This is a genomic window from Mesorhizobium sp. DCY119, from assembly GCF_003590645.1.
Classification (GTDB): domain Bacteria; phylum Pseudomonadota; class Alphaproteobacteria; order Rhizobiales; family Rhizobiaceae; genus Mesorhizobium_M.
In genome coordinates this window covers 2,559,721-2,583,174 of record NZ_CP031834.1, presented here as the reverse complement: position 1 = coordinate 2,583,174, position 23,454 = coordinate 2,559,721, and the positions used below count along the sequence as shown (strand labels likewise).

22 protein-coding genes and 2 tRNA genes are annotated in these 23,454 nt (G+C 60.2%); 9 read left to right on the top strand and 15 right to left on the bottom strand.

What is annotated here, in order from left to right; genetic code table 11:
- Position 1 precedes the first annotated feature (1 nt).
- The 3 genes from DZG07_RS12485 to DZG07_RS12475 form a co-directional block, all read right to left on the bottom strand.
- Positions 2-691, bottom strand: coding sequence for an invasion associated locus B family protein (locus DZG07_RS12485; RefSeq protein WP_244537819.1), 690 nt, complete (start codon positions 689-691; stop codon positions 2-4).
- Between the two features lie 127 nt (positions 692-818).
- Complete coding sequence (locus DZG07_RS12480) at positions 819-1,673, bottom strand: D-amino-acid transaminase (RefSeq protein ID WP_091912713.1); 855 nt, start codon at positions 1,671-1,673, stop codon at positions 819-821.
- 332 nt (positions 1,674-2,005) lie between these two features.
- Positions 2,006-2,082 (bottom strand) — tRNA-Asp (locus DZG07_RS12475).
- Positions 2,083-2,295: 213 nt separating this feature from the next.
- Between DZG07_RS12475 and DZG07_RS12470 the strand changes: the two genes are divergently transcribed.
- Positions 2,296-2,371 (top strand) — tRNA-Val (locus tag DZG07_RS12470).
- A gap of 184 nt (positions 2,372-2,555) precedes the next feature.
- Here DZG07_RS12470 and DZG07_RS12465 read toward each other — a convergent pair.
- From DZG07_RS12465 to DZG07_RS12445, 5 genes are all read right to left on the bottom strand, one after another.
- On the bottom strand, positions 2,556-2,828 hold the full coding sequence (locus DZG07_RS12465) for an HU family DNA-binding protein (protein ID WP_091912711.1): 273 nt from the start codon (positions 2,826-2,828) through the stop codon (positions 2,556-2,558).
- 189 nt (positions 2,829-3,017) lie between these two features.
- The gene (gene lon / locus DZG07_RS12460; RefSeq protein WP_091912882.1) at positions 3,018-5,432 is read right to left on the bottom strand and encodes an endopeptidase La; all 2,415 of its coding nucleotides are present in this window, start codon (positions 5,430-5,432) and stop codon (positions 3,018-3,020) included.
- Between the two features lie 279 nt (positions 5,433-5,711).
- Positions 5,712-6,986 (bottom strand): ATP-dependent Clp protease ATP-binding subunit ClpX, encoded by a 1,275-nt coding sequence (clpX, locus tag DZG07_RS12455; RefSeq protein ID WP_091912880.1) that lies wholly within the window; start codon positions 6,984-6,986, stop codon positions 5,712-5,714.
- 295 nt (positions 6,987-7,281) lie between these two features.
- On the bottom strand, positions 7,282-7,923 hold the full coding sequence (clpP, locus tag DZG07_RS12450; protein WP_091912709.1) for an ATP-dependent Clp endopeptidase proteolytic subunit ClpP: 642 nt from the start codon (positions 7,921-7,923) through the stop codon (positions 7,282-7,284).
- 144 nt (positions 7,924-8,067) lie between these two features.
- On the bottom strand, positions 8,068-10,656 hold the full coding sequence (locus DZG07_RS12445) for a PAS domain-containing sensor histidine kinase (RefSeq protein WP_119817483.1): 2,589 nt from the start codon (positions 10,654-10,656) through the stop codon (positions 8,068-8,070).
- Positions 10,657-10,881: 225 nt separating this feature from the next.
- Here DZG07_RS12445 and DZG07_RS12440 point away from each other — a divergent pair, with 225 nt between their 5' ends.
- A complete protein-coding gene (locus DZG07_RS12440; protein WP_119821677.1) occupies positions 10,882-11,676 on the top strand; it encodes a flagellar biosynthetic protein FliO in 795 nt (264 codons plus the stop codon).
- A gap of 69 nt (positions 11,677-11,745) precedes the next feature.
- Here the strand turns inward: DZG07_RS12440 and dksA are convergent, their stop codons facing one another.
- The gene (dksA, locus tag DZG07_RS12435) at positions 11,746-12,162 is read right to left on the bottom strand and encodes an RNA polymerase-binding protein DksA (protein ID WP_091912705.1); all 417 of its coding nucleotides are present in this window, start codon (positions 12,160-12,162) and stop codon (positions 11,746-11,748) included.
- A 303-nt stretch (positions 12,163-12,465) separates the two neighbouring features.
- Here dksA and DZG07_RS12430 point away from each other — a divergent pair, with 303 nt between their 5' ends.
- The 4 genes from DZG07_RS12430 (at position 12,466) to DZG07_RS12415 (ending at position 16,297) form a co-directional block, all read left to right on the top strand.
- Positions 12,466-12,972 (top strand): histidine phosphatase family protein, encoded by a 507-nt coding sequence (locus tag DZG07_RS12430; RefSeq protein ID WP_091912703.1) that lies wholly within the window; start codon positions 12,466-12,468, stop codon positions 12,970-12,972.
- Positions 12,973-13,053: 81 nt separating this feature from the next.
- Positions 13,054-14,529, top strand: coding sequence for a YcjX family protein (locus DZG07_RS12425; RefSeq protein ID WP_119817480.1), 1,476 nt, complete (start codon positions 13,054-13,056; stop codon positions 14,527-14,529).
- Positions 14,526-15,617: a TIGR01620 family protein gene (locus tag DZG07_RS12420; protein WP_119817477.1), complete on the top strand. Its 1,092-nt coding sequence runs from the start codon at positions 14,526-14,528 to the stop codon at positions 15,615-15,617. Before DZG07_RS12425 ends, DZG07_RS12420 begins: the two co-directional genes overlap by 4 nt.
- A gap of 125 nt (positions 15,618-15,742) precedes the next feature.
- Positions 15,743-16,297, top strand: coding sequence for a hypothetical protein (locus tag DZG07_RS12415; RefSeq protein ID WP_119817474.1), 555 nt, complete (start codon positions 15,743-15,745; stop codon positions 16,295-16,297).
- Between the two features lie 61 nt (positions 16,298-16,358).
- Here DZG07_RS12415 and DZG07_RS12410 read toward each other — a convergent pair whose 3' ends face one another.
- Positions 16,359-16,625, bottom strand: a complete 267-nt coding sequence (locus DZG07_RS12410; RefSeq protein WP_091912697.1) for a hypothetical protein — start codon at positions 16,623-16,625, stop codon at positions 16,359-16,361.
- 309 nt (positions 16,626-16,934) lie between these two features.
- Here DZG07_RS12410 and DZG07_RS12405 point away from each other — a divergent pair, with 309 nt between their 5' ends.
- Both DZG07_RS12405 and DZG07_RS12400 read left to right on the top strand, forming a co-directional pair.
- Positions 16,935-18,785: a monovalent cation:proton antiporter-2 (CPA2) family protein gene (locus DZG07_RS12405; protein WP_091912695.1), complete on the top strand. Its 1,851-nt coding sequence runs from the start codon at positions 16,935-16,937 to the stop codon at positions 18,783-18,785.
- Positions 18,785-19,333 carry a DUF924 family protein gene (locus DZG07_RS12400; protein WP_091912694.1) on the top strand — a complete coding sequence of 183 codons (549 nt, stop codon included), beginning with the start codon at positions 18,785-18,787 and terminating at the stop codon, positions 19,331-19,333. The genes DZG07_RS12405 and DZG07_RS12400 overlap by 1 nt, the downstream gene beginning before the upstream one ends.
- A 13-nt stretch (positions 19,334-19,346) precedes the next feature.
- Here DZG07_RS12400 and folK read toward each other — a convergent pair whose 3' ends face one another.
- Both folK and folP read right to left on the bottom strand, forming a co-directional pair.
- Positions 19,347-19,862, bottom strand: coding sequence for a 2-amino-4-hydroxy-6-hydroxymethyldihydropteridine diphosphokinase (gene folK / locus DZG07_RS12395; RefSeq protein WP_119817471.1), 516 nt, complete (start codon positions 19,860-19,862; stop codon positions 19,347-19,349).
- A 26-nt stretch (positions 19,863-19,888) separates the two neighbouring features.
- Complete coding sequence (gene folP / locus DZG07_RS12390; RefSeq protein WP_245429481.1) at positions 19,889-20,734, bottom strand: dihydropteroate synthase; 846 nt, start codon at positions 20,732-20,734, stop codon at positions 19,889-19,891.
- A gap of 126 nt (positions 20,735-20,860) precedes the next feature.
- Between folP and DZG07_RS12385 the strand changes: the two genes are divergently transcribed.
- Complete coding sequence (locus DZG07_RS12385; protein ID WP_119817468.1) at positions 20,861-21,493, top strand: DUF922 domain-containing protein; 633 nt, start codon at positions 20,861-20,863, stop codon at positions 21,491-21,493.
- 7 nt (positions 21,494-21,500) lie between these two features.
- On the opposite strand, the gene DZG07_RS12380 is transcribed toward DZG07_RS12385, so the two are convergent.
- The 3 genes from DZG07_RS12380 to DZG07_RS12370 all read right to left on the bottom strand — a co-directional run bounded on the left by DZG07_RS12380 (position 21,501) and on the right by DZG07_RS12370 (position 23,414).
- Positions 21,501-22,526, bottom strand: a complete 1,026-nt coding sequence (locus DZG07_RS12380; protein ID WP_119817466.1) for an NAD(P)/FAD-dependent oxidoreductase — start codon at positions 22,524-22,526, stop codon at positions 21,501-21,503.
- An 82-nt stretch (positions 22,527-22,608) separates the two neighbouring features.
- A complete protein-coding gene (locus DZG07_RS12375; RefSeq protein ID WP_091912688.1) occupies positions 22,609-22,929 on the bottom strand; it encodes a 2Fe-2S iron-sulfur cluster-binding protein in 321 nt (106 codons plus the stop codon).
- Positions 22,930-23,039: 110 nt separating this feature from the next.
- Positions 23,040-23,414: an Hpt domain-containing protein gene (locus tag DZG07_RS12370; RefSeq protein ID WP_091912872.1), complete on the bottom strand. Its 375-nt coding sequence runs from the start codon at positions 23,412-23,414 to the stop codon at positions 23,040-23,042.
- Between the last annotated feature and the right edge of the window lie 40 nt (positions 23,415-23,454).

The following is a 23,454-nucleotide window of genomic DNA, read 5'->3' as shown; positions in this document are numbered from 1 at the left end:
GCTACTTTACCAGCGCCGCTGTCCGATCCAGGGCAGCGCCAAAGCCTTTCAGCGAAATCGAGAAATTCACCGGCTGGCCGTTCTCGCTTGCCACCGCTGCGAGTTTGAGTGCCGTTCCGCCCCGTAGCGCGGTGACCATCGCAGCATCAAAGCTGACCGGCACAAGGCACCCGGCCGGGATGCATGTGCGAAAACGCAGAGGCTTTCCGGCGGGCTTCTCATCTACCTGAACCGTAACGCCCGAATCCAGCGCGAGGCCAAACGGAAGCGCCAGGATGCCTTCTGACTTGCCGGTATCAATCTTGTTAATCTCGATTGCCAGTATGCGTTGCCCGTTCTGCTGAGCCTGCTGCTGCGACATCGAGCAGAATTTCCCTTCGCCCCGCTGCATGCAGGCTACCTGCCAGTCCTCATAGGTTTCCTGCAACGAGGAGGCACCGCCAGGGAGGTTTGAGGGGACCGCTGGAGCGGTCGCGTTCTGCGCCAGCAGAACCTCACCCTGGCCGGCAGGGATGCCCTCAGCAACCTGCGCTGGCTGGCCGGGCGATATGGTCCCGCCTGTGGCTGCCTGAGCCGCCATGGCGGCCGCACTTGCCGCGAAGATCGATGCTGCGATGATTTTCAAACGTCCACCCATACCCGAAACTCTCCCCTTGAGAATCAGGGCTCGGCAAAAGTGCCGCGGCACCATGCCGTGGACACGAATCCCTGCCCGCCCCCTCTGCCCCTACATTCAATGTCGCGCGAAAACCATGGTCAACCATGACATCGCGGACGAATCAAAGCTCAATGGCGCTACGCGCTAGCCAACGCACGGCTCAAACGGCTGCCTTGAGGCTTTCCTCGATGTAGGCCTGGCGAAGCCTGACCGCTACAGCGCCGGGATTGCCGTCGCTCAATGCGGTTCCGTCGATCTCCACCACCGGGCAGACAAAGCCCGTCGCCGAAGTCGTGAAGGCTTCGCGCGCTGCCAGTGCTTCCGCGATCGAGAATGGCCGCTCTTCCACTTTCATCTGCAGTTCGCGCGCGCATTTCAGGACAGCCGCGCGCGTGATGCCGGCAAGAATGTCGCTGGACAGATCCCGCGTCACGATCGTGCCGTCCTGCGTGACGATATAGGCGTTGTTCGAGGTGCCTTCGGTCACAAGCCCATCCTGGACGAGCCAGGCATCGTCTGCACCCTTCTCCTGCGCGATCATCTTCGCCATTGACGGGTAGAGAAGCTGCACTGTCTTGATATCGCGCCGGCCCCATCTGAGGTCCTCGACGGAAACCACGCGGGCGCCGCGCTTCGCCATGGGGCTATCCACGATGGATTTGGCCTGCGTGAACAGGACCAATGTCTGGGGAACATCCTTCGGGAAGACAAAATCGCGATCGGCAGCGCCGCGCGTGACCTGAAGATAGACAAGCCCTTCAACGACCGCATTCTTCGCCACGAGCTCGCGATGAATGTTCAGGAGCTCCTCATCCGGGCAAGGCATCGCCATTCCCAGTTCAGCCAGCGATCGGCGGAGACGGCGCAAGTGCCCGTCGAAATCGATCAGCTTGCCCTCCAGCACGGAGGTAACCTCGTAGACGCCGTCGGCAAACAGAAAGCCTCGGTCGAACACCGAGATCTTGGCGTCGCTTTCCCCGACGTATTCGCCGTTTACGTAGACTATCCGTTCCATTGACGGTCCATTCCTGTTTCGAACTAAGGTGTGTTGAGATTCAGGTCAGGGCGCAGCGAAAATGGTGATTTCGAGAACCGGAGCGCAGCGTACGTTTGGGTACGTGAGCACCGGAAGCGCAGAAAATCGCCATTTGCAGCCAGCCATCACCTGAATCTCAACACACCTGGCCGGAAGCTAGAACAATGGGCACCACGAGGAAATTGGTTCCGTCGGTTCAACACAATAATCCACATACCAATTCCGTGCCCGACTATTGCCGTAGGCACAAATACAAGTATCCGAATTTGTGGAAGGAAACATTTCTGAACGACTAGAAGCCGTTCAAGAAATGGCGCGAGTGACGGGGCTCGAACCCGCGACCTCCGGCGTGACAGGCCGGCACTCTAACCAACTGAGCTACACCCGCGCAAGACGCAGACACTTGTTCGTGCCGCGTCGTTGGGCGTGGAATTAAGGGGTTCGGTGGTGAGTGTCAAGCGCTCCAGTGCAGCATTTCGCCACTCGGCTAAAGGTTTTTTCACAAGCAGCGCAACAACCAAGAAACCGGACGATAATACCAAAAAACCCGCGAATTCTCCTTGCGGTTCAGAGACGAACCGCTTAAACGTCCGCTCGCGTCGGGCGATTAGCTCAGTTGGTAGAGCGCTTCGTTTACACCGAAGATGTCGGCAGTTCGAGCCTGTCATCGCCCACCATTCCTCCGATCATTGCATACCCTCGAAGCAAAGCGACATGTCGCTTTGCGCGGGCCGCGATCTTCGTGGCCATCTTTACATGGTGCGCTGCTCACAGCTGAGCTCGGCTCTGGCCAAATCTGCAACAAAAGAAAAAGCCGGGCGGGGGGCCCGGCTTTTCCATATTCGACACCTGGTCGAAAGCTTAGTTTACGGCGTCCTTGAGACCCTTGCCGGCCGAGAACTTCGGCACGGTGCGCGCAGGAATCTTGACCTCGGCGCCGGTCTGCGGATTGCGACCGGTGGATGCCGCGCGTTTTGACACGGTGAAATTTCCGAAGCCGACCAGACGAACGTCGCCACCCTTCTTCAGCTCGCCGGTGATCACGGAGAAGACCGCTTCAACAGCGGACTGCGCATCGCCCTTGGCAATGTTAGCGGCCTCAGCGACAGCAGACACCAATTCGTTCTTGTTCATTAAAATTTCCTTCCATGAGAAAACCGGGACTAACGACTCAACCGGCAGGAAACGGACTTTAGAAAGAACCGTTCCCTCAACCAAGCCAGAAAGTCCAAGAATCCTTGGTTTTCCGGGGTTTTTCAACGAAAAAAGCCGGGCGCGAGGCCCGGCTTTCACTTCATCTGGCTAAATGCGTGCCATCAGCGCTCAATGAGCGAGAGTCTTGCCCGCATCGTCGGTCGCGTCGGCCTTGGCTGCCGGAGCGTCAACCGGCTCCGTCCATTCGATCGGCTCGGGCATCCGCACCAATGCATGGCGCAGAACTTCGCCGACGCGGCTGACCGGGATGATCTCCATTCCGCTCTTCACATTGTCCGGAATCTCCGCCAGATCCTTGGCGTTTTCTTCCGGAATCAGCACCTTCTTGATGCCGCCGCGAAGAGCCGCGAGCAGCTTTTCCTTCAGGCCGCCGATGGGCAGCACCCTGCCCCTGAGCGTGATCTCGCCGGTCATCGCCACATCGGCCTTCACCGGAATACCGGTCAGGACCGAGACGATGGCGGTCGCCATGCCCACACCGGCCGACGGGCCGTCCTTGGGGGTCGCGCCTTCCGGAACGTGGACGTGGATGTCACGCTTGTCGAACAGCGGCGGCTCGATGCCGAAATCGATGGCCCGCGAGCGGACATAGGATGCCGCCGCCGAGATCGATTCCTTCATCACGTCGCGCAGATTGCCCGTGACCGTCATCTTGCCCTTGCCGGGCATCATGACGCCTTCGATCGTCAGCAATTCGCCGCCGACCTCAGTCCAGGCAAGACCCGTAACCACGCCGACCTGATCGTCCGCCTCGACCTGGCCGAACCGGAAGCGCGGCACGCCGAGGTAATCGGACAGGTTCTCGGCAGTGACCTTCACCGACTTCTTCTTGGTCTTGATGATCTCGGTGACCGCCTTGCGCCCGAGCTTCATCAGCTCGCGCTCGAGACTGCGCACGCCGGCCTCACGGCTGTAGGTCTGGATGATCGCCCGGATCGCGTCTTCCGTGACCGAGAACTCCTTCGGCTGAAGCGCATGGTCGCGAACCACCTTCGGCATCAGGTGCCGCTTGGCGATTTCGACCTTCTCGTCCTCGGTGTAGCCGGCGATACGGATGATCTCCATGCGGTCCATCAAGGGCGCAGGAATGTTCAGCGTATTCGCCGTCGTCACGAACATCACACTCGAGAGATCGTATTCGACCTCCAGATAGTGGTCCATGAAGGACGAGTTCTGCTCCGGATCGAGCACCTCCAGCAAGGCTGACGACGGATCGCCGCGGAAATCCTGGCCCATCTTGTCGATTTCATCGAGCAGGAAGAGCGGATTGGACTTCTTCGCCTTCTTCATCGACTGGATGACCTTGCCGGGCATCGAGCCAATATAGGTGCGGCGGTGACCGCGGATTTCAGCCTCGTCACGAACGCCACCGAGCGCCATGCGCACGAACTCACGTCCGGTCGCCTTGGCGATCGACTTGCCCAGAGAGGTCTTGCCGACGCCGGGAGGGCCAACGAGGCACAGGATCGGCCCCTTCAGCTTCTTCTGGCGGCTCTGGACAGCAAGATACTCGACGATGCGGTCCTTGACCTTGTCGAGACCGAAGTGATCCGTATCGAGCACGTCCTGCGCGAAGCCCAGATCCTGCTTGACCTTGGAGTTCTTGCCCCACGGAATCGACAGGATCCAGTCGAGATAGTTCCGCACGACCGTGGATTCGGCCGACATCGGCGACATCGACTTGAGCTTCTTCAACTCGGCATCCGCCTTTTCGCGGGCCTCCTTGGAGAGCTTGGTCTTCTTGATACGCGCCTCGAGCTCGGCAACCTCGTCGCGGCCATCTTCGCCTTCGCCGAGTTCCTTCTGGATCGCCTTCATCTGCTCATTGAGGTAGTACTCGCGCTGCGTCTTCTCCATCTGGCGCTTGACGCGCGAGCGGATGCGCTTTTCCACCTGAAGCACGGAAATTTCGGCTTCCATGAAGCCCATGGCCTTTTCAAGCCGCTCGCGCACGGAGAGCGTGCCGAGCATTTCCTGCTTCTCGGGGATCTTGATCGCGAGATGCGAAGCCACCGTATCGGCGAGCTTGGAATAGTCGTCGATCTGGCTGGCCGCACCGACCACCTCGGGCGAAATCTTCTTGTTGAGCTTGACGTAGTTCTCGAAGTCGGAAACCACCGAGCGGGCGAGCGCCTCGACCTCGATTTCTTCCTCTTCGGGCTCAACGAGTGCTACCGCCTTCGCCTCATGGAAGTCGGCACGATCGGTAAAGGCGGTGATCTGAGCGCGCGATGTACCTTCGACCAGCACTTTCACCGTGCCGTCCGGCAGCTTCAGAAGCTGAAGAACGTTAGCGAGCGTGCCGACCTCATAGATCGCATCGGCTTCGGGATCGTCGTCGGCTGCATTCATCTGGGTCGCAAGCAGAATCTGCTTCTCCGCGCCCATCACCTCTTCCAGCGCCTTGATCGATTTTTCACGCCCGACGAAGAGCGGAACGATCATGTGCGGAAACACCACGATGTCGCGCAGCGGGAGGACTGCGTAAACAGCGTTGCCGGAAGACCGGGATATCTTGGCCATTGTCCAACCTTTCATTTCGCGATCGCCATTGGCCAATCGCGAATCTCATATTAACGGCCACAGACCGTTCCGCCTATCCACCGTTTGGTACAGGGATTTTAGCACGGAATACAGCCCACAACCTCTCACCGTTAGTTGGATGCGCGGCTAACAAAGATCAAGGGTAAAGAATGAGACTGTGTACCTTCACGACGCACTATCCAACGTTTGCCCTATCCCCCAAACGCGAAACGGCGCCTCGCGGCGCCGTTTGCTGGATATTTTGCAGCGAAAGCGCGCTTAGGCGCTGACGTTGCCCTTCTTTTCCTTCTGCTCCGAATAGATGTAGAGCGGCCGGGCGCTGCCGGTCACCACTTCCTCGGAGATCACAACTTCCTGAACGCCTTCCAGCGCCGGAAGCTCGAACATCGTATCGAGCAGGATCGCTTCCATGATCGAACGCAGGCCGCGGGCGCCGGTCTTGCGCTCGATGGCACGCTTGGCGATCGCAGAAAGCGCGTTCTCGTGGAACGTCAGCTCGACATTCTCCATTTCGAACAGGCGCTGATACTGCTTGACCAGCGCGTTCTTCGGCTCGGTCAGGATCTGGATCAGCGCAGGCTCATCCAGGTCTTCCAGCGTCGCCAGAACCGGCAGACGACCGACGAATTCCGGGATCAGACCGAACTTCAGGAGGTCTTCCGGCTCGACGAGGCGGAACACTTCGCCGCTGCGGCGATCCTCCGGCGAAGCCACGATCGCGCCGAAGCCGATCGAGGTCTTTCTGCCACGATCCGAGATGATCTTGTCGAGGCCGGCAAATGCGCCGCCGCAGATGAACAGGATGTTTGCGGTATCAACCTGCAGGAACTCCTGCTGCGGGTGCTTCCTGCCGCCCTGCGGCGGCACGGAGGCAACGGTGCCTTCCATGATCTTCAGAAGCGCCTGCTGCACACCCTCGCCCGAAACGTCACGGGTGATCGACGGATTGTCCGACTTGCGGGAAATCTTGTCGATTTCATCGATATAGACGATGCCGCGCTGGGCCCGCTCGACATTGTAGTCGGCCGACTGGAGCAGCTTCAGGATGATGTTTTCGACGTCCTCACCGACATAGCCTGCCTCGGTCAGCGTCGTCGCATCAGCCATGGTGAAGGGCACGTCGATGATGCGGGCAAGCGTCTGCGCGAGCAGCGTCTTGCCACACCCGGTCGGGCCGATCAGAAGGATGTTCGACTTCGCCAGTTCGACATCGTTGTTCTTCGATGCGTGGGCGAGCCGCTTGTAGTGATTGTGGACGGCCACCGACAGCACGCGCTTGGCGTAGGGCTGCCCGATCACGTAGTCGTCCAGAACCTTCAGGATTTCCTGCGGCGTCGGCACGCCTTCGCGCGACTTCACCATCGAGGTTTTGTTTTCCTCGCGGATGATGTCCATGCAAAGTTCGACGCATTCGTCGCAGATGAAAACCGTGGGGCCGGCGATCAGCTTGCGCACTTCATGCTGGCTCTTGCCGCAGAACGAGCAATAGAGCGTATTCTTGGAATCGCCGCCGCCGTTGCTGACCTTGCTCATCTTGTCCAAGTCCTTTCAGTACTGCCCGGCCGATAGACTGGCTGAACCTCTTACGCCGTTGGTCGCGGGAATCCACCGCTGCTGGCATTCCAGCATTTCCAACGTATTCCATACGAAACACAAGTCAGAAAACGTGGCAATCGATTCGCGGCGCCCCCACTGAAAGTTAAGCCGCCGAAATTCAACATAGGCTTAACGTAGGTCGTTGCTCTCGCCGAGGAAACAGCTAATTGTGACCGAAATGCCGCAAGCCGAGTCAAAAGTATGTCATTCCCACAGTCTTGGCGGCAAAGCGTCACTTCGTCGCCGCTGACTCCGGTGCTTCCACAACTTCGCGCGAACTGATCACCTTGTCGATAAGGCCGAAATCCTTGGCCTCGTCGGCGGTCATGAAATGATCGCGATCGAGCGTCTTTTCGATCTCTTCGTAGGTTTTGCCGGTGTGCTTGACGTAGACCTCGTTGAGGCGGCGCTTCAGCTTGATGATATCCTGGGCATGGCGCTCGATGTCCGAAGCCTGGCCCTGGAAGCCGCCTGACGGCTGGTGAACCATGATGCGGGCGTTGGGCGTGGCAAAGCGCATGTCCTTGTGGCCGGCGCACAGCAGCAGCGAGCCCATCGAAGCGGCCTGGCCGATGCAAAGCGTCGAAACGGCAGGCTTGATGAACTGCATCGTATCGTAGATCGCCATGCCGCTGGTGACCACGCCGCCCGGCGAGTTGATGTAGAGATTGATCTCTTTCTTCGGGTTTTCCGCTTCCAGGAAGAGCAGCTGCGCGCAGACCAGCGTCGCCATGCCGTCTTCGACCGGACCGGTGATGAAGATAATGCGCTCCTTCAGAAGCCGCGAGAAGATGTCATAGGCGCGCTCGCCGCGATTGGTCTGTTCGACCACCATCGGAACGAGGTTCATTGCGGTTTCGACGGGGTTTCTCATTAAATGTCCCTTTGTCAGGATTGGATTCCGGCACCGGACGGGCAGAATCTGCTATTGAATGTCTCTTGTTAAATAGGATGCCGCCTCACCTTTGCGCAAGTGCGGGTTCGAATAGCTTGAAGTGCCGTCTGCAGGCATTCCGCGCTATTTTTCGAGAACTTCCTTCACGACGGTCGCCAACTGCTTCAACGAGAAGGGTTTTGGCAGGAATCCGAATTGCGCATCGGCCGGCAGATTTCGCGCAAATGCGTCCTCGGCATAGCCCGAAACGAAGATGAACTTGATGTCCGGCCGCAGCTTGCGCAACTCGCCGAGCAGCGTCGGACCGTCCATTTCGGGCATGACAACGTCCGAGACGACGATGTCGATCTTGCCGCCAAGCTCGTGATAGACCTCCAGCGCCTCGACGCCGGATGAGGCTTCGTGCACCGTGTAGCCGCGCGAAGTCAGCGCCCGCATGCCGCCCATGCGCACCGCGTCCTCGTCCTCGACCAGGAGCACGGTGGCGGAGCCGGACAGATCGCGAGCAGCGTCCGACACCTTCGCGGCAGGTGCGCTGGCGGCTTCGGTCGGCTGGCCGCCCGCGTCGGTCGCGGGTTTCACCTCGGCGATGTGGCGCGGCAGGAAGATGCGGAACACCGAACCCTTGCCGACCTCTGAATCGCAATAGATGAAGCCGCCGGTCTGCTTGATGATGCCGTAGACCATCGAGAGGCCAAGGCCGGTCCCCTTGCCTACTTCCTTCGTTGTGAAGAACGGCTCGAACACCTTCTTCAGCACGTCCGGCGCGATGCCGCTGCCGGTATCCTCGACCTCGACGACGACATAATCCGCCGGAACCAGTTCGCGATAGCTGTAGGCCTTGCACTCTTCTGCCGTGACGTTCTTCGTCCGCACAGTGAGATCGCCACCGTCCGGCATGGCGTCACGCGCATTGACGGCTAGGTTGACGACAACCTGCTCGAACTGACCGAGATCGACCTTCACCGGCCAGAGATCGCGGCCGTGATCGACCTTGAGCTTGACCGAGTTGCCGACAAGACGTGCAAGCAGCATGCGCAGGTCGGCGAGCACGTCGGTCAGGTTCAACACTTCGGGCCGAAGCGTCTGCTTGCGCGAGAACGCCAGCAGCTGCCGCACAAGCGATGCGGCGCGGTTGGCGTTCTGCTTGATGTTCATGATGTCGGGGAAGGACGGATCGGACGGCCGGTGATTGGTCAGCAGCAGGTCCGACGCCATGATGATGGCTGTCAGCACGTTGTTGAAGTCATGCGCGATGCCGCCGGCAAGCTGGCCGACAGCCTGCATCTTCTGGCTCTGCGCCATCTGGCCCTCGAGCGCCTTCTGCTCGGTGGTTTCGACGGCATAGACGATGGCCGCTTCCTCGGCACCCTCTCCGCCGGTGCCGTCGGCAACCGCATTGACGTAGAAGCGCATATGGCGCTCCTCATTGTCCGGCAGAACGGTTTCTATGGGCGATATGTCCACCTGGTGCTGCCGCGCCTTTTCAAGCGCTGCGGCCAGAGCGGGACGGTCGCGTTCGTGGATTACGGTGTCGAGCCTGACATGGCGGTCCACGGCATCCCGGTCGACCACGCTTGAGAACAGCGACAGGAACGGCGCGTTGGTACGCAGGATGCGGCCTTCCTGGTCGACACCGGCAATCGCCATCGGCGTGGAGTTGAAGAACCTCGTGAACCGCACCTCCGAGGCGCGCAGGTCGGCCGAAGAATCCTCGCCCTGCATGCGGTTCAGCACGATGGTGCGCGTCGGGCCGTTCAGGCCGTCACGGCTGGCCGAAACGCGGTGCATGAAGCGCACCGGCAGCGCCTCGCCCGTTACGGTTGCGAGATCGAGATCGATCACCGCATTGCGGGTCGTGCCCGGGTCGGCCTTCACCGACCGCACGAGCGCCATGCCGTCGCCGGCGACGATCTCATGCAGCGTGGTTGCGCCTGGCGTGAAGCTTGCCAGATCGATGCCGAGCCATTCGGCGAGCGTTGCGTTGATGTAGGTGACGCGGCCTTCCTGGTCGGCCGAGAAAAACCCGGCGGGCGCATGATCGAGATGATCGATGGCCTTCTGCAGATCGAGAAAGAAACGCTCCTGCTCGGCCCGCTCGGTCGAGATATCAGCCAGTTGCCAGGCCAGCAGCGGCTGGCGCTGACCGGGCACCTTGAAGGTACGCGCCTGCACCCGGTACCAGCGCGCGCCAGGCTCAGCACCGGGACGCACCGCCTGAGACAGGCGAAATTCGCCATCGCCTGCCTGCCCGTCCCGGAGCCCGGAAGCCAGGCGGTAGATTGTCGGCGACGCCTCGGGGATATCCGAAAGCAACCCCTCCACCGTCTTCAGGTCGGGAGCATTTGCAGCACCCGTCATGTCGGCATAGGCACGGTTGGCATAGACAACGCGGCCCTTGTTGTCCGTGACGATGAGGCCCTGTGACATGGAATCGACGAAAGCCTTCGACAGCTCGTCGGTCGTGGAGCGTGGTGCGATCTGAACGAAGCCGATGGCCGTGGCGAAGAGATAGCCGACGCCGATCATCGCCAGCACGCCGAGCATGCCCAGAAGGAAGGGATCGCCCAGACGTTCGCGGAAAATGCCAAAGACGATCGCCGCACCCGTAAGCACGACGATAAAGACGATCAGGCGCGTGATCGCGCCCGGGCGCGTATTCTGGTCGACGATCGGTACGGGATAAAAATCGCCGCGCATTTCCTTGGCCATACGTCCGTCTCTTGCCTGTTTTCCCCAGATTCCCCCTGCGGGCGTGGAACCGGTTGAATCACATTCTTCCCAACGCGCATAGGCCTAGCCTGAAAAAGCGCAGGGAAAAACCGGGCTCGTTGTCAGCCAGGGCATTTCCAACATCCGGAGCGTGAAAGGCAACTTGCGAATATTGCCGTCCACGGTCTAGTGTCGCGCGGGCGAAATGAGCTGGGGACGTCGATGATGGAATGGTTGGATAACATTGCAGGGCCGGGCTATTCGGCAGCCATCCTCTGGACCTTCGCCGCCCTCATTCTGCTCGTCATCGTCCTCATCATCATCAAGCTCGTGCGCAGCATGACGTTCGGCACGTTCGTTGCAGGCGGGCGCAACCGCAAGACGCGGCTGGCTGTGATGGACGCCACCGCCGTCGACAGCCATCGGCGGCTGATTCTCGTTCGCCGCGACGATATCGAGCACCTGCTTTTGATCGGCGGGCCCACAGACGTCGTCGTAGAACGCGATATCCGGCTGACCCAGCAGCGGCGGCCTGCGCTCACCGGTGACGGCGGGCAGGAAGCACCGGCAAGACCGCGCTCTCTTGAGCAGCAGATTCCGGCACGTCCGGCACCGCAGCCTCGCCCGCCGGAGCCCGCCCATGCGCCTCAGCCAACGCAGATTGCGCGCGCCCAGGCGCTCGCATCCGCTGTTCGACCCGCGCCGGCGCCTGCACCAAGACCCGCACCGGCACCGACGCCGGCGCCGGTTGTTGCCAGAGTGGAGCCGCCACGCGTGCCGCTTTCATCGCCCGCACCGCGCCATGAACCACCAGTCCAGGCTGCCTCGCGATACCAGGCTCCGGCTGTCGTGCCATCCCAGCCGGCCGTTCAGAGCGATGAGCTCGATGAATCCCTGCTGAAGGAGCTTGAGTTCTCGCTCGACGATGCCCCGAAGCCTGCAAGCCCCAAAGCGCCTGAAGTGTCGCTTGACGATGAGATGACCAAGCTGCTCGGCGAACTCTCCAGCCACAAAAGATAGGTCTGCCGATTCAGACAAGAAAAAAGGCGGCCTGAGCCGCCTTTTTCATTTTGTTTGCCGCGAACGCTATCAGTCGTCGCGATAGACCTTTTCACGCCGTTCATGGCGCTCCTGCGCCTCGATCGACAAAGTGGCGATCGGACGCGCATCAAGCCGCTTGAGCGCTATCGGCTCTCCGGTCTCCTCGCAGAAACCGTAAGTGCCTTCGTCAATGCGTTGAAGTGCAGAGTCTATTTTGGAAATAAGCTTCCGCTGCCTGTCGCGCGCCCTGAGCTCGATAGCGCGGTCCGTTTCGGACGAAGCGCGATCTGCAAGATCGGGGTGATTGGCGTTTTCCTGTTGAAGAATTTCGAGTGTTTCACGCGCTTCGCGCAAAATGTCATTCTTCCAGGTGACAAGTTTGAGACGGAAGTAGGCTTTCTGCCGCTCGTTCATAAACGGTTCGTCTTCCGTGGGAACGTAAGCGGCATCAACGAGTTCGTTCATTTCGACTCACCCCATTACCCGTTTTTTTGCGCCTATATATTCGCCGCCCGGTAACCGCACAAGCGCAATCGACATCCCCTTCACGCAATTGTCAGTCGCAACGTCCGTCAAGTTTCGCGCCACGGAGGCTTTCCTGAAATCACGCAATTCAGACAATCGGCCTATATCAAAAGCAGTAGATCACTACTGCGACAGACCGAGAAACAACTGCTTTCTCATCATTCGGTTGCGCAATTGATGGCCCGTCGCTAAATCCTCTCAAGCAATCGGCAACACGAAAAAGCCGTTCAAGGGAGGGTTGGCGTGGCGAGCAGGCTGTATCTACTCAGACACGCCAAAGCCGGATGGGCCTTGCCCGGAATGCGCGATTTCGACCGCCCCCTTGATCCGTCCGGCATTACCGATGCCGAAACGACCGGGGTAACGATGCGCGCCCACGACTATGTGCCGGACCTGACGCTGTGCTCCAATGCGGCGCGTGCCCGCCAGACACTGGAAGGCATCGCCGGCAATGCCGATACCGGCAAAGTTCTGTTCTTCGACGATCTCTATCGCGAGGATGCAGCAGGCTACCTGAAGATCATCCGGGAAAACGGCTGCCTTGGCTCGATCCTCGTCATTGGCCATAATCCGATGATGGAAGATCTCGCCATGGCGGTCGCCACCGACGGCGATGAAGACGCTCGCGCCACGTTGCATGCCGGTTTCCCGACTTCCGGCCTTGCCGTGATCCGGTTCGACGAAGGTCTCTGCGAGGCCGCTCCCGGCAAGGGTTTTCTCGAAGCGTTCATAACGCCGGCGGATGCGTAAGTCGCTCCAAATCCCTCCCGGCGCTTCAAATCGGAATCGCATTGCCTATATCGGGAGGCATCCACAGACGAGGTTTGGCCTTTGGCGTCTCTGACCACTTTCACCGACGAGGCGCGAATAGCGCTGGACACGATTGCGGAACGGACAACAGGCCTGTTCGCGCCGTCTATGCGGGTGGGCGTCACCGGCCTCTCACGCGCCGGCAAGACCGTTTTCATCTCCGCATTCGTGCACAACCTCATCCAGGGCGGACGCCTGCCGCTGTTCGAGGCGCAGAAGTCCGGCCGCATTTCGCGTGCTTTCCTGGAAGAGCAGCCCGACGATGCCGTGCCGCGCTTTCAGTATGAGGATCATATCGATGCGCTGGTGAACGCGCGGACATGGCCGGACTCAACGCGTGCAATCTCGGAACTGAGGCTGACGATCGAATATGAATCCGCTTCCGGCTGGAACCGGATGTTTTCGGCGGGTCGCCTGTCAGTCGATATCGTCGACTATCCCGGAGAATGGCTTTTGGATCTGCCGCTTCTCGGCAAATCCTACAGTGAATTCTCCCACGACGCATTCGAGATGGCGGCATTGCCGGTTCGCACCGACCTGTCGGAAGACTGGCGAAAGCTTTCCGAAACGATCGACCCCAATGCCGATGCCGACGAGATGACGGCTCGAAAGCTGTTCGAGAGTTTCGCGGCCTACCTGAAAGCCTGCAAACTTGACGAACGGGCATTGTCGACCTTGCCGCCCGGCAGGTTCCTCATGCCCGGCGACCTCGAAGGCTCGCCGGCGCTGACCTTCGCGCCCCTGCCCGGCCTCGAAAATGCCCGCCCCCGCCCCGGCTCGCTCCATGCCATGATGGAGCGTCGCTACGAGGCCTACAAGACCCACGTCATCAAGCCGTTCTTTCGTGAGCACATCGCAAGGCTCGACCGTCAGATCGTGCTGATCGACGCCATGCAGGCGCTCAACGCAGGTCCAGGCGCAATCGCAGATCTTGAGCGCGCAGTCACCGAAATCCTTGCCTGCTTTCGCCCAGGACGCGGCAGCTTCCTGACTGACCTGTTTTCGCGGCGCATAGACCGCATCCTCGTCGCCGCCACCAAGGCCGATCACCTTCACCACGAAAGCCATGACAGGCTGCAGGCAATCGTGCGCCGCCTCACGGAGCGTGCCGTCGCCCGTGCCAATCTGTCGGGCGCCGAAGTGGATGTGCTGGCCATGGCGGCAGTGCGCGCGACACGCGAAGGCACGGTCAAGCAAGGTCGCGAAACGCTTCCAGTCATCATTGGAACGCCGCTCGAAGGCGAAACCATCGGCGGCGAGACATTCGACGGCAAGACCGAAACAGCCATATTTCCCGGTGACTTGCCGGCAAAAGCGGATTCAGTTTTTGAAGCCGGCGGCGCCAGCGGAAATCAGGCCAATGGCGACCCCGCCATCCGCTTCGTGCGCTTCCGTCCGCCGAAGCTGGAAAAGACTGCCGAGGGCGTCACCCTGTCGTTGCCGCATATAAGGCTGGACCGGGCGCTGCAGTTCCTGATCGGAGACCATCTCGCATGAACGCGCCCCGAAAGCCGGCCGCCTTCCGCATCGAACCGGAAGCAGCCGAGGAAAAAGCTGCTCCGCCCTCAAAGCGCACAGCCACCGAAGCACAACGCAAACCCCGTGCGTTGAAAACGGATGTAGCAATCGTCACGCCCGCAGAGATCGACGTCTTCGACGAACCCGACATCATTGCGAGCGAGCCGCCGCCCGCATCCGCGCCAAAGCGTCATTCAAAACTCGCGTCGATCTTCCTCGGCGCGCTGGGGATACTGGTTTCGCTCGCCGTCGGCTTGTGGACCGACCAGCTCATTCGAGACCTGTTCGAGCGTGCCGAATGGCTGGGCTGGCTTGCGGCAGGCGTGGCGGTCATCGCCGCGCTCGCGCTCGTCGTCATGCTTCTGCGGGAAATGCTGGCGCTTCGGCGTCTTGCTTCGGTTCAAAAGCTGCAAACGAAGGCGCTGGATGCGGTTGCCCGCGATGATCCGAAGGCTGCACGGTCGGTGGTGGAGGAACTTTCCGCATTCGTGGCCGGCAAGCCCGACACCGCAGCCGGCCGGCGCGCGCTCGACGAACTGCGCGACGAGATCATCGACGGCGCCAATCTGGTGAAGCTTGCCGAAACCGAAATCCTGAGCCCGCTCGACGCCCGCGCCAAGGTGCTGATCCTCGATGCGGCCAAGCGCGTATCGCTGGTGACCGCCGTCAGTCCCCGTGCGCTGGTCGATGTCGCCTATGTCGTGTTCGAGGCAGGCCGACTCATTCGGCGCTTGTCGGAGCTTTACGGCGGCAGGCCGGGAACGCTTGGCTTCTTTCGCCTTGCCCGCAGCGTGCTGGCTCATCTGGCCGTTACGGGTTCGATCGCCGTCGGCGACAGTTTCGTGCAGCAGATCGTCGGTCACGGCCTCGCGGCGCGGCTTTCGGCCAAGCTGGGCGAAGGCGTGGTCAATGGCATGATGACCGCGCGAATCGGCATCGCCGCGATGGAAACCGCCCGCCCCCTGCCCTTCATCGCGCAAAAGCGACCGGGAATGGGCGACTTCCTATCGGCGCTGACTTCGTTTGCGACAAAGAAACAAACGGAAAAGACGACAGCGGAAGACTGATCGGGAACTTCGAAATTGACCTCGAAGCGATTGCATGGGATGCCCAAGGTGACGAAGCATTAACCAATCTTGGTCATGGTTCAGGAAATCGTAACCACGTTTTCTTTGTCTCCGGGTGTCCCTTGATGAAACGCGCAGTTCTGTCCACCGTGTTGCCGATCATGGCATTTGCCGCAGCAACACCAAGCTTCGCAGATACCGTTCAGGGACCTCAGCGCGACAAGAAGTTCTTCCAGAGCGTTGAAGGCGACTGGGTCGGCCCGGGCGAAATCGTCGCCGGCAAATACAAAGGTACGAAATTCAACTGCACCTTCACCGGCTCGACGCCTTCGGGCAAAGTCGGGATGACGCTGGATGGCGGCTGCCGTGTCGGCGTCTTCACGCAGAAAATGTCGGCCACCGTCGAGCACAAGGGCAGCAGGGGCTACAAGGGCACCTTCCTCGATGGCGCCGCCGGCAAAGGCCTGGATATCATCTCCGGCAATGTCGTCGATGGCCGCAAGGTCGTGTTCGCGCTCAACCGCAACCAGCTCAAGGGCGTGATGCAGGCGCGCATTCCCGATGACAACACGATGAATGTCACCGTTTCGGTGCGCGTCGATGAGCAGATGGTGCCGGTCATCGGCATGAGCTTGAAACGCGTCGACGCAACTGCCGTCGGCACGATCGCGCGAAAATAGCCGATAACGAAAAAAGCGGCCGCCTCACGACGACCGCCTTTCGGCAATAATCAAAAAAATATCAGCTCTTGATCACTGCAATCAGTTCGTCATAGGCCTTGCAGGCATCGGCTGAGGTCGTGGAACCCTGATATTTCGTGCCGATCTCCTGCACCTTTGTGGTCAGTTCAGCAGCTTTTGCGGGGTCCTTCGTGATAGCGGCCTGCAGTGCCGTCGTCAGCTCCTGTGCCTTTTGGCCCAGCACCTCAGACGTGCATTCCGGTGCCTTGGAACAGGCCGAGCCGGCCAGCGCCGCGATGCCGACCGCGACGAGCAAAAATTTCTTCATTGTAGTCCTCTCCTTGAAATAGCAGCAAAAATGACAGCCGCATGTCTCAAGCCCCCCGCTTGGCCAGTAGCCAATCGTGCTTTAGCGTCCGTTTGTGACGGTTTGCAACTGCAACGCGAAAACCTGGAAGGAAAATTCGATGAGCCAGGCGCTTTTTGGTGGACTTACCTGTCTTGCGAAGAATGATGGGCATACATCGTCGGGTTCCCCTCCCTTTCCGGGCTTTTCGCGCGAGGCGTAAGCTTCTATCCTGACGATCGATCCCCCTTTCGCCGTGCAAACGTCCGGCGCGAACAATCAGGACAGTTTATGGCGGCGGAAGCTTCGAACAGCGATCTCATTCAGGTGGTGGCATTGCTCGGTGCCGGCGTAATAGCCGTTCCGATCTTCAAGCGCTTGGGCCTGGGCTCGATTCTCGGCTATCTTGCCGCCGGCCTTGCGATCGGCCCCTTCGGGCTCAAGATTTTTTCCGATTCGGCTGCCATCCTGCACGTCGCCGAGCTTGGCGTGGTGATGTTCCTGTTCATCATCGGGCTTGAAATGCAGCCATCGCGGCTTTGGGGCTTGCGAAAACAGATATTCGGCCTCGGCGTGCTTCAAGTCGGCGTATGCGCAATGCTGCTTACCGGGGTTGGTCTCCTGACCGGGTTTTCGGTTTCGGTATCCTTCGTCGCCGGAGCCGGTTTCGTGCTCACCTCGACCGCGATCGTCATGCAGATATTGGAAGAGCGCGGCGAGATGTCGTCGCCCAACGGGCAGCGCATGGTCTCCATCCTGCTTCTGGAAGACCTTGCCATCGTCCCGCTTCTGGCTGCGGTGGCGTTTCTCGCGCCTGTCGCGGCGGGGCACGCGGAGACGACATGGTCGACCCGGCTGATTGATATCGGCATAGGCCTGGGGTCGATCCTCGGCCTCGTGATAGCGGGACGCTACCTGCTCAACCCCCTGTTTCGCATTCTCGCCGATTCGCAGGCCCGGGAAGTGATGACGGCAGCCGCCCTGCTTGTCGTCCTCGGTTCTGCGCTTGCCATGCAACTCGGCGGTCTCTCGATGGCGATGGGCGCCTTCCTGGCCGGCGTGCTGCTGTCCGAATCGACATTCCGCCACCAGCTCGAAGCGGATATTGAGCCATTCCGCGGTGTCCTGCTCGGCCTGTTCTTCCTCGCCGTCGGCATGTCGCTGGATTTGCGGATCGTCGCCGCCAACTGGCAGATCGTGGCCTTCTACGTCGTCGCCTACATGCTCGTTAAGGCGCTGGGCATCTATCTGGTCGCTCGTTTCCTGAAATCGAGCCATCGCGTAGCGCTGGAGCGCGCGGTGATCATGGCGCAGGGCGGCGAGTTTGCGTTCGTTCTCTACTCCTCAGCCATGGCCGTGGGCATCATCGACGGGCAGGCAAACGCTCTGCTGACTGCCGTCATCATCCTTTCCATGGTTCTGACGCCGCTCGCGATAATCGCCTTGCGTTACCTCACGCCAGCTACGGAACAGGCGCTGGATGGCGTCGATCTGGCGGAAGATCTGCAAGGCAGCGTGCTTGTCATAGGCTTCGGGCGCTTTGGCCAGATAGCAAGCCAGCCATTGCTGCTGCGCGGCATCGACGTCTCCATCATCGACAACGATGTCGAGATGATCCAGGCCGCCGCGACTTTCGGTTTCAAGGTCTATTATGGCGATGGCACCCGGCTGGATATTCTGCACACCGCAGGTGCCGGCCGCGCCCGCGCCGTTCTCATATGCGTGGACAAGGGCGATGTTGCCGTCCGCATCGCCGAGCACATGCGCGCCGAATTCCCGCTCGTGCCGGTTCTGGCGCGGGCCTATGACCGCGGCATTGCGATGGATCTGATACAGGCCGGCGTCGACTACCAGCTTCGTGAGACTTTCGAATCCGCCCTCGCCTTCGGCCAGTCGACGCTCGAAAAGCTGGGCGTAGACGAGGAAGAAGCGGCAGAAGTCATCCAGGACGTGCGCCAGCGCGACGCCGCTCGCCTCGACGCGCAGCTTGCCGGCGGCCTGCAGGCCGGCCGCGGCTTCATGAAAGGCAACATGCCGGTGCCGGCACCGCTCACGCCGCCGCGACGCCCTGGGCGAGCCATGGACGAGGGAACGGCAACCGTTCTCGGACAATCGGTTACAGCAGAAGGAAGTCAGAATTGATGGCGGAATTGGACCGGAACGCGCTCGAAATCCTCGAATTCTGGCGCAAGGCCGGCCCCGACCAGTGGTTCACCAAGGACGCCACGTTCGACAGTTCTTTTCATGATCGCTTCCGCGAGCTGCATTTTGCCGCTGCAAGGCGTGAACTGGATCACTGGGCCGACCAGCCGGAAGGCTGCCTCGCACTGCTGATCCTGCTCGACCAGTTCCCGCGCAACTGCTTTCGCGGCACGGCGCATATGTTCGCGACCGACCCTCTCGCACGGCATTTTGCCCGCAAGGCCGTGGAGCTTGGCCACGACGAAGCCATCGACCCGGAACTGCGCGTCTTCCTCTATTTGCCCTTCGAGCACTCAGAGCATCTGGACGATCAATATCGATCGGTGGAACTGGCGCGGTTTCTGCCCGAGTCTTTCATGAAATTCGCGATCGAACACCGTGATATCATTCAGCGTTTCGGGCGCTTTCCGCATCGCAACCGGGCTCTCGGCCGCGAAACGACGCCGGAGGAGCAGGCTTTTCTCGACAGCGGCGGATTTGCGGGCTGATGCAGGCGCAGCCTCAGCCCCGCCACCAGTCCCTGCCCGAGGGAAGTCTCTCGATCCCGGCGCGATCGATCTGTTTGAGGCGCTCACCCAGGCTTACGCCACCAACGGAAAAATCCGGCGCTATCTCCGACAACGGCACGAGAACGAAGGCGCGCTCCAGCATGCGGGGATGCGGAACCTCAAGCCCGGCTTCGTGGATCGTGCGGTCGCCGAACACCAATATGTCGATGTCGACAAGACGCGGGCCCCAGCGCTCTTCGCGAACGCGCTTGAGTTTCCGTTCCGATTCCAGGCAAAGCTCGAGCAATTCGCGCGGCGGCAACGCAGTCGCGATCTCAGCCGTTGCGTTGAGGAAATCCGGCTGGTCGAGCTTGCCCCACGGCGGCGTGCGGTAGAGCGACGAGACGGCACGAACCTCGGTCTGTGGATCATCGTCCAGCATGCGCAGAGCGGCGGCCATGGCTTTCGCCGGATCGCCGAGATTTCCGCCGAGGCTGAGATAAACACGCTCTTTTTTGGGATTAGACAATCGTAACCTCGGCTTGACCGGAATTCTTAAGGCAAAGATCTGGCAGTTTCGCGAGCGAAGATAGCATCCGCGACGGCAAGCGCATCGGCGTTTATCGCGACATTGTGCACCCGAAATAGTGCCGCCCCTTTCAGGCGAAGGACGACGCTCGTGGCCGCAGTGGCCGCATCGCGGGCCTCGGAGTCCTTGCCGGAGACATACCCCACGAACCGCTTGCGCGACGTGCCTACCAGCCATGGAAAGCCGAGCGCATGAAGTTCCGAGAACCGCGTCATGAGCTGCAGGTTTTCTTCAGAGTCCTTTGCAAAACCGAAGCCCGGATCGAGCAATATCTGTTCGTCACGCACGCCAGCCTGATTTGCGATCTGCAAGGATCGCTCGAGAAACTCGAACTGGTCGGCGATGACGTCGGGGTTCTTCTCGCGTTCCCGGCCGGTATGCATGATGACGAGCCCCGCTCCGGTCTCGGCTGCAAGCTTGCCAATGCCCGGTTCACGCTGAAGGCCCCATACATCGTTGACGATATGCGCGCCGGCAGCCACCGCAAGCCTAGCCGTCTCCTCGCGATAGGTATCGACCGAGATCAGCATATCGCCGGCCTTCGCAAGCGCCTCGATGACCGGCAATACCCTTGCCTGCTCCTCTGCCGGCGACACCGGCGTCGCGCCGGGACGGGTCGATTCCCCGCCGACATCGATGATCGATGCGCCTTCGCTCGCCATGCGCTGCGCCTGCTCGATGGCCCTGTCAGGCGCATTGAAGAGGCCGCCATCCGAAAAACTGTCCGGCGTGACGTTCAAAATCCCCATCACCAGCGCCTTGTCACCGATGTCGAGGTGCCGGCCGTGGGCCAGCTGCCATCGTGTCGTCACGGTCGATTGCTCTTTTTCATCAGGCGAAGGCACAAAAAATCAACACTTGTTGCAGCAAGACTGGTTTGGTGGCGATTTCGGTTGCACACCAAAGTGCGCGTAAAGCAAGGTACAGCAAGAGGCAATATGAACAAACGTATCCTGCTGGCCCTCGGCTTGATCGCCGCTTCGGCCATTCCCGCCGGCGCTGTCAGCCTTTCGAAGACCTACAGCTACTTTTCGGTCGGCGGTAACACGCTGGATCAGATCGAAAACGAATTGGCCCGCCACGGACCACAGGTGAAAACCTCCAACAAGCGCCACCCCGGCGCCACGCAGATGGAATTCACCACACGCCTCGGCTACGCCAAGGGAACAACGACGTTCGCTTCAAGCTTTTGCCAGCTCGCCGAGGCGAAGGTGACCTTGAAGGTAAAAATCATCCTTCCCAGATGGAGCCGCCCTCGCAAGGCGGAACAGGATGTCAGACTGATCTGGGATACTTTGGCTTCCGACATCAAGCGGCATGAGGAAGGCCATGTCGTCATCGCCAAGAATTACGCCCGCGAAATGGAACGGGCCATGAAGGCGATGGGCCGGCAAAAGGACTGCGAGACGGTTCTGGCCAAGGCTAAGGAGATCCGTTCCAGGATTCTCGAAAAGCACGACAAGGCGCAGGAACAATTCGACCGGGTTGAAAGCGTGAATTTCGAAAGGCGCATCATGCGCCTTCTGGGATATCGCCTCGAGCGCATGGAAGCAGCACGCCGCGCCGGCTGAACGCAGCCTAGTCGGCCACGCCAAGTTTCTTCTGCAGGCTGGAAGACGACGTCGTGTACTGGAACACGATGCGCTCGCCGGGGCTGACGATCTTCTTGGCAGCCTGCGCCATCAGCGCCACTTCGTGAAAGCCGGAGAGAATCAGCTTCAGCTTGCCCGGATACCAGTTGATATCGCCAACGGCGAAAATCCCCGGCACCGAGGTCTCGAACTTCTCCGTATCAACCGGAATAAGGTTTTCATGCAGATTGAGGCCCCAATCGGCGATCGGCCCGAGCTTCATCGTCAGGCCGAAGAACGGCAGCATGCGCGTGCAAGGGATTTCGACGTCGCCATCGGGCTCTTTGATGGTTGCGGATGAGAGTTGCCCGTCGCCGCCCTTCAGACCCGTCACCTGCCCGACCTGAAAATCAAGCTGCTTCATCTCCTGCATCGCGTACATCTTGTTGACGCTGTCGGGCGCTGCGCGGAACTCGGGTCGGCGATGAACCAGCGTGACGCTTTTGGCGACAGGCTGCAGGTTGAGCGTCCAGTCGAGCGCGGAATCGCCGCCGCCGACGATGACAAGATCATGGCCCCGGAATTCTTCCATGCGCCGGACGGAATAGAAGACGCTGGTACCTTCATAGGCTTCGATACCCGGTATCGGCGGCCGCTTTGGCTGGAACGAGCCGCCACCGGCGGCGACCACCACAACCTTGGCCTCGATCACCTCGTTTTCGTCCGTGGTGACGCGAAACGTGCCGTCTTCGAGCTTTTCGAGCCCGGAAACCATGCGGTTGAAGCTGAACTCCGGCTTGAACGGAGCGATCTGCTCCATCAGCTTGTCGACGAGGCCTTGGGCCGAGATCGAAGGCCATGCAGGAATGTCGTAGATGGGTTTTTCAGGATAAAGTTCGGCGCATTGGCCGCCGGGCCGATCGAGAATGTCGATCAGACGGCATTTTATATCGAACAGGCCGAGTTCGAACACGGCGAACAGCCCGACCGGCCCTGCTCCGATGATCAGAACGTCCGTCTTGCTGCTCTCCATATTCCTGCCCTCGACTGTGATGTGTTGAAAATTTCCCTAGCAGGATATCAGGAATGGATGCGCTTAGCCGGTAACAGCGGAATTATCCCTGGCGCTCAGGAACCTGCACCACGAGGCCGTCCAGTTCATCGCGAACCTTGATCTGGCAGGACAGGCGCGAATTCGGCCGAACGTCATAGGCGAAGTCGAGCATGTCTTCTTCCATCGCCTCCGGCTCGCCGACGATATCGGTCCAGGCCTCATCGACATAAACGTGGCAGGTAGCGCAGGCACAGGCGCCGCCGCATTCCGCCTCGATGCCCGGCACCGCATTGCGGATGGCGTTCTCCATGACGGTCGAGCCGTTTTCGGCTTCCACGTCGAAGCGCGTGCCATCGAAGGCGAGAAAGGAAAGCTTGGTCATTACAGCCCCTGAAATGAATACCAAGCCGAGATAATCACTCCGCCGCGCAAGTCAACTGCGTCGCAAAAGCGGCCTCGCATGACGTATTCGAGAACAAGTGGAGAAAATGCCTACCTGTTTATGGCGGCGACGAATTCGCGGACTTCGTCAATGAGCCCCGACAACCGCTTCAAAACATTGCGATCTTCGGGTTGCTTTTCGATCTCGGTGGCACAGTCGGCAATGGCGAATGCACCGACGCCGCGCGCCGAACCCTTCAGGCCGTGGGCCAAACGAAGACGCTCATTTGTGCTGGCAGCAGAAATCTGATCGCGAACCTGCAAGGCCTGCTGCACGAACAATGCCAGCACTTCCTGCTCGAGCGCACGATCGCCCATCGTTTGCCGGGCGAGATGAACCAGATCGACCGGGCGAGACCGCGCTGAGCCGCAGCTTTCGCCGCCCGGCATCGAAAATGCGACGGCGTTGGATGTATGCAGTGCCATTTCAACCTTCTTGTCATGCACCCGGCTAGATCAACCAGGC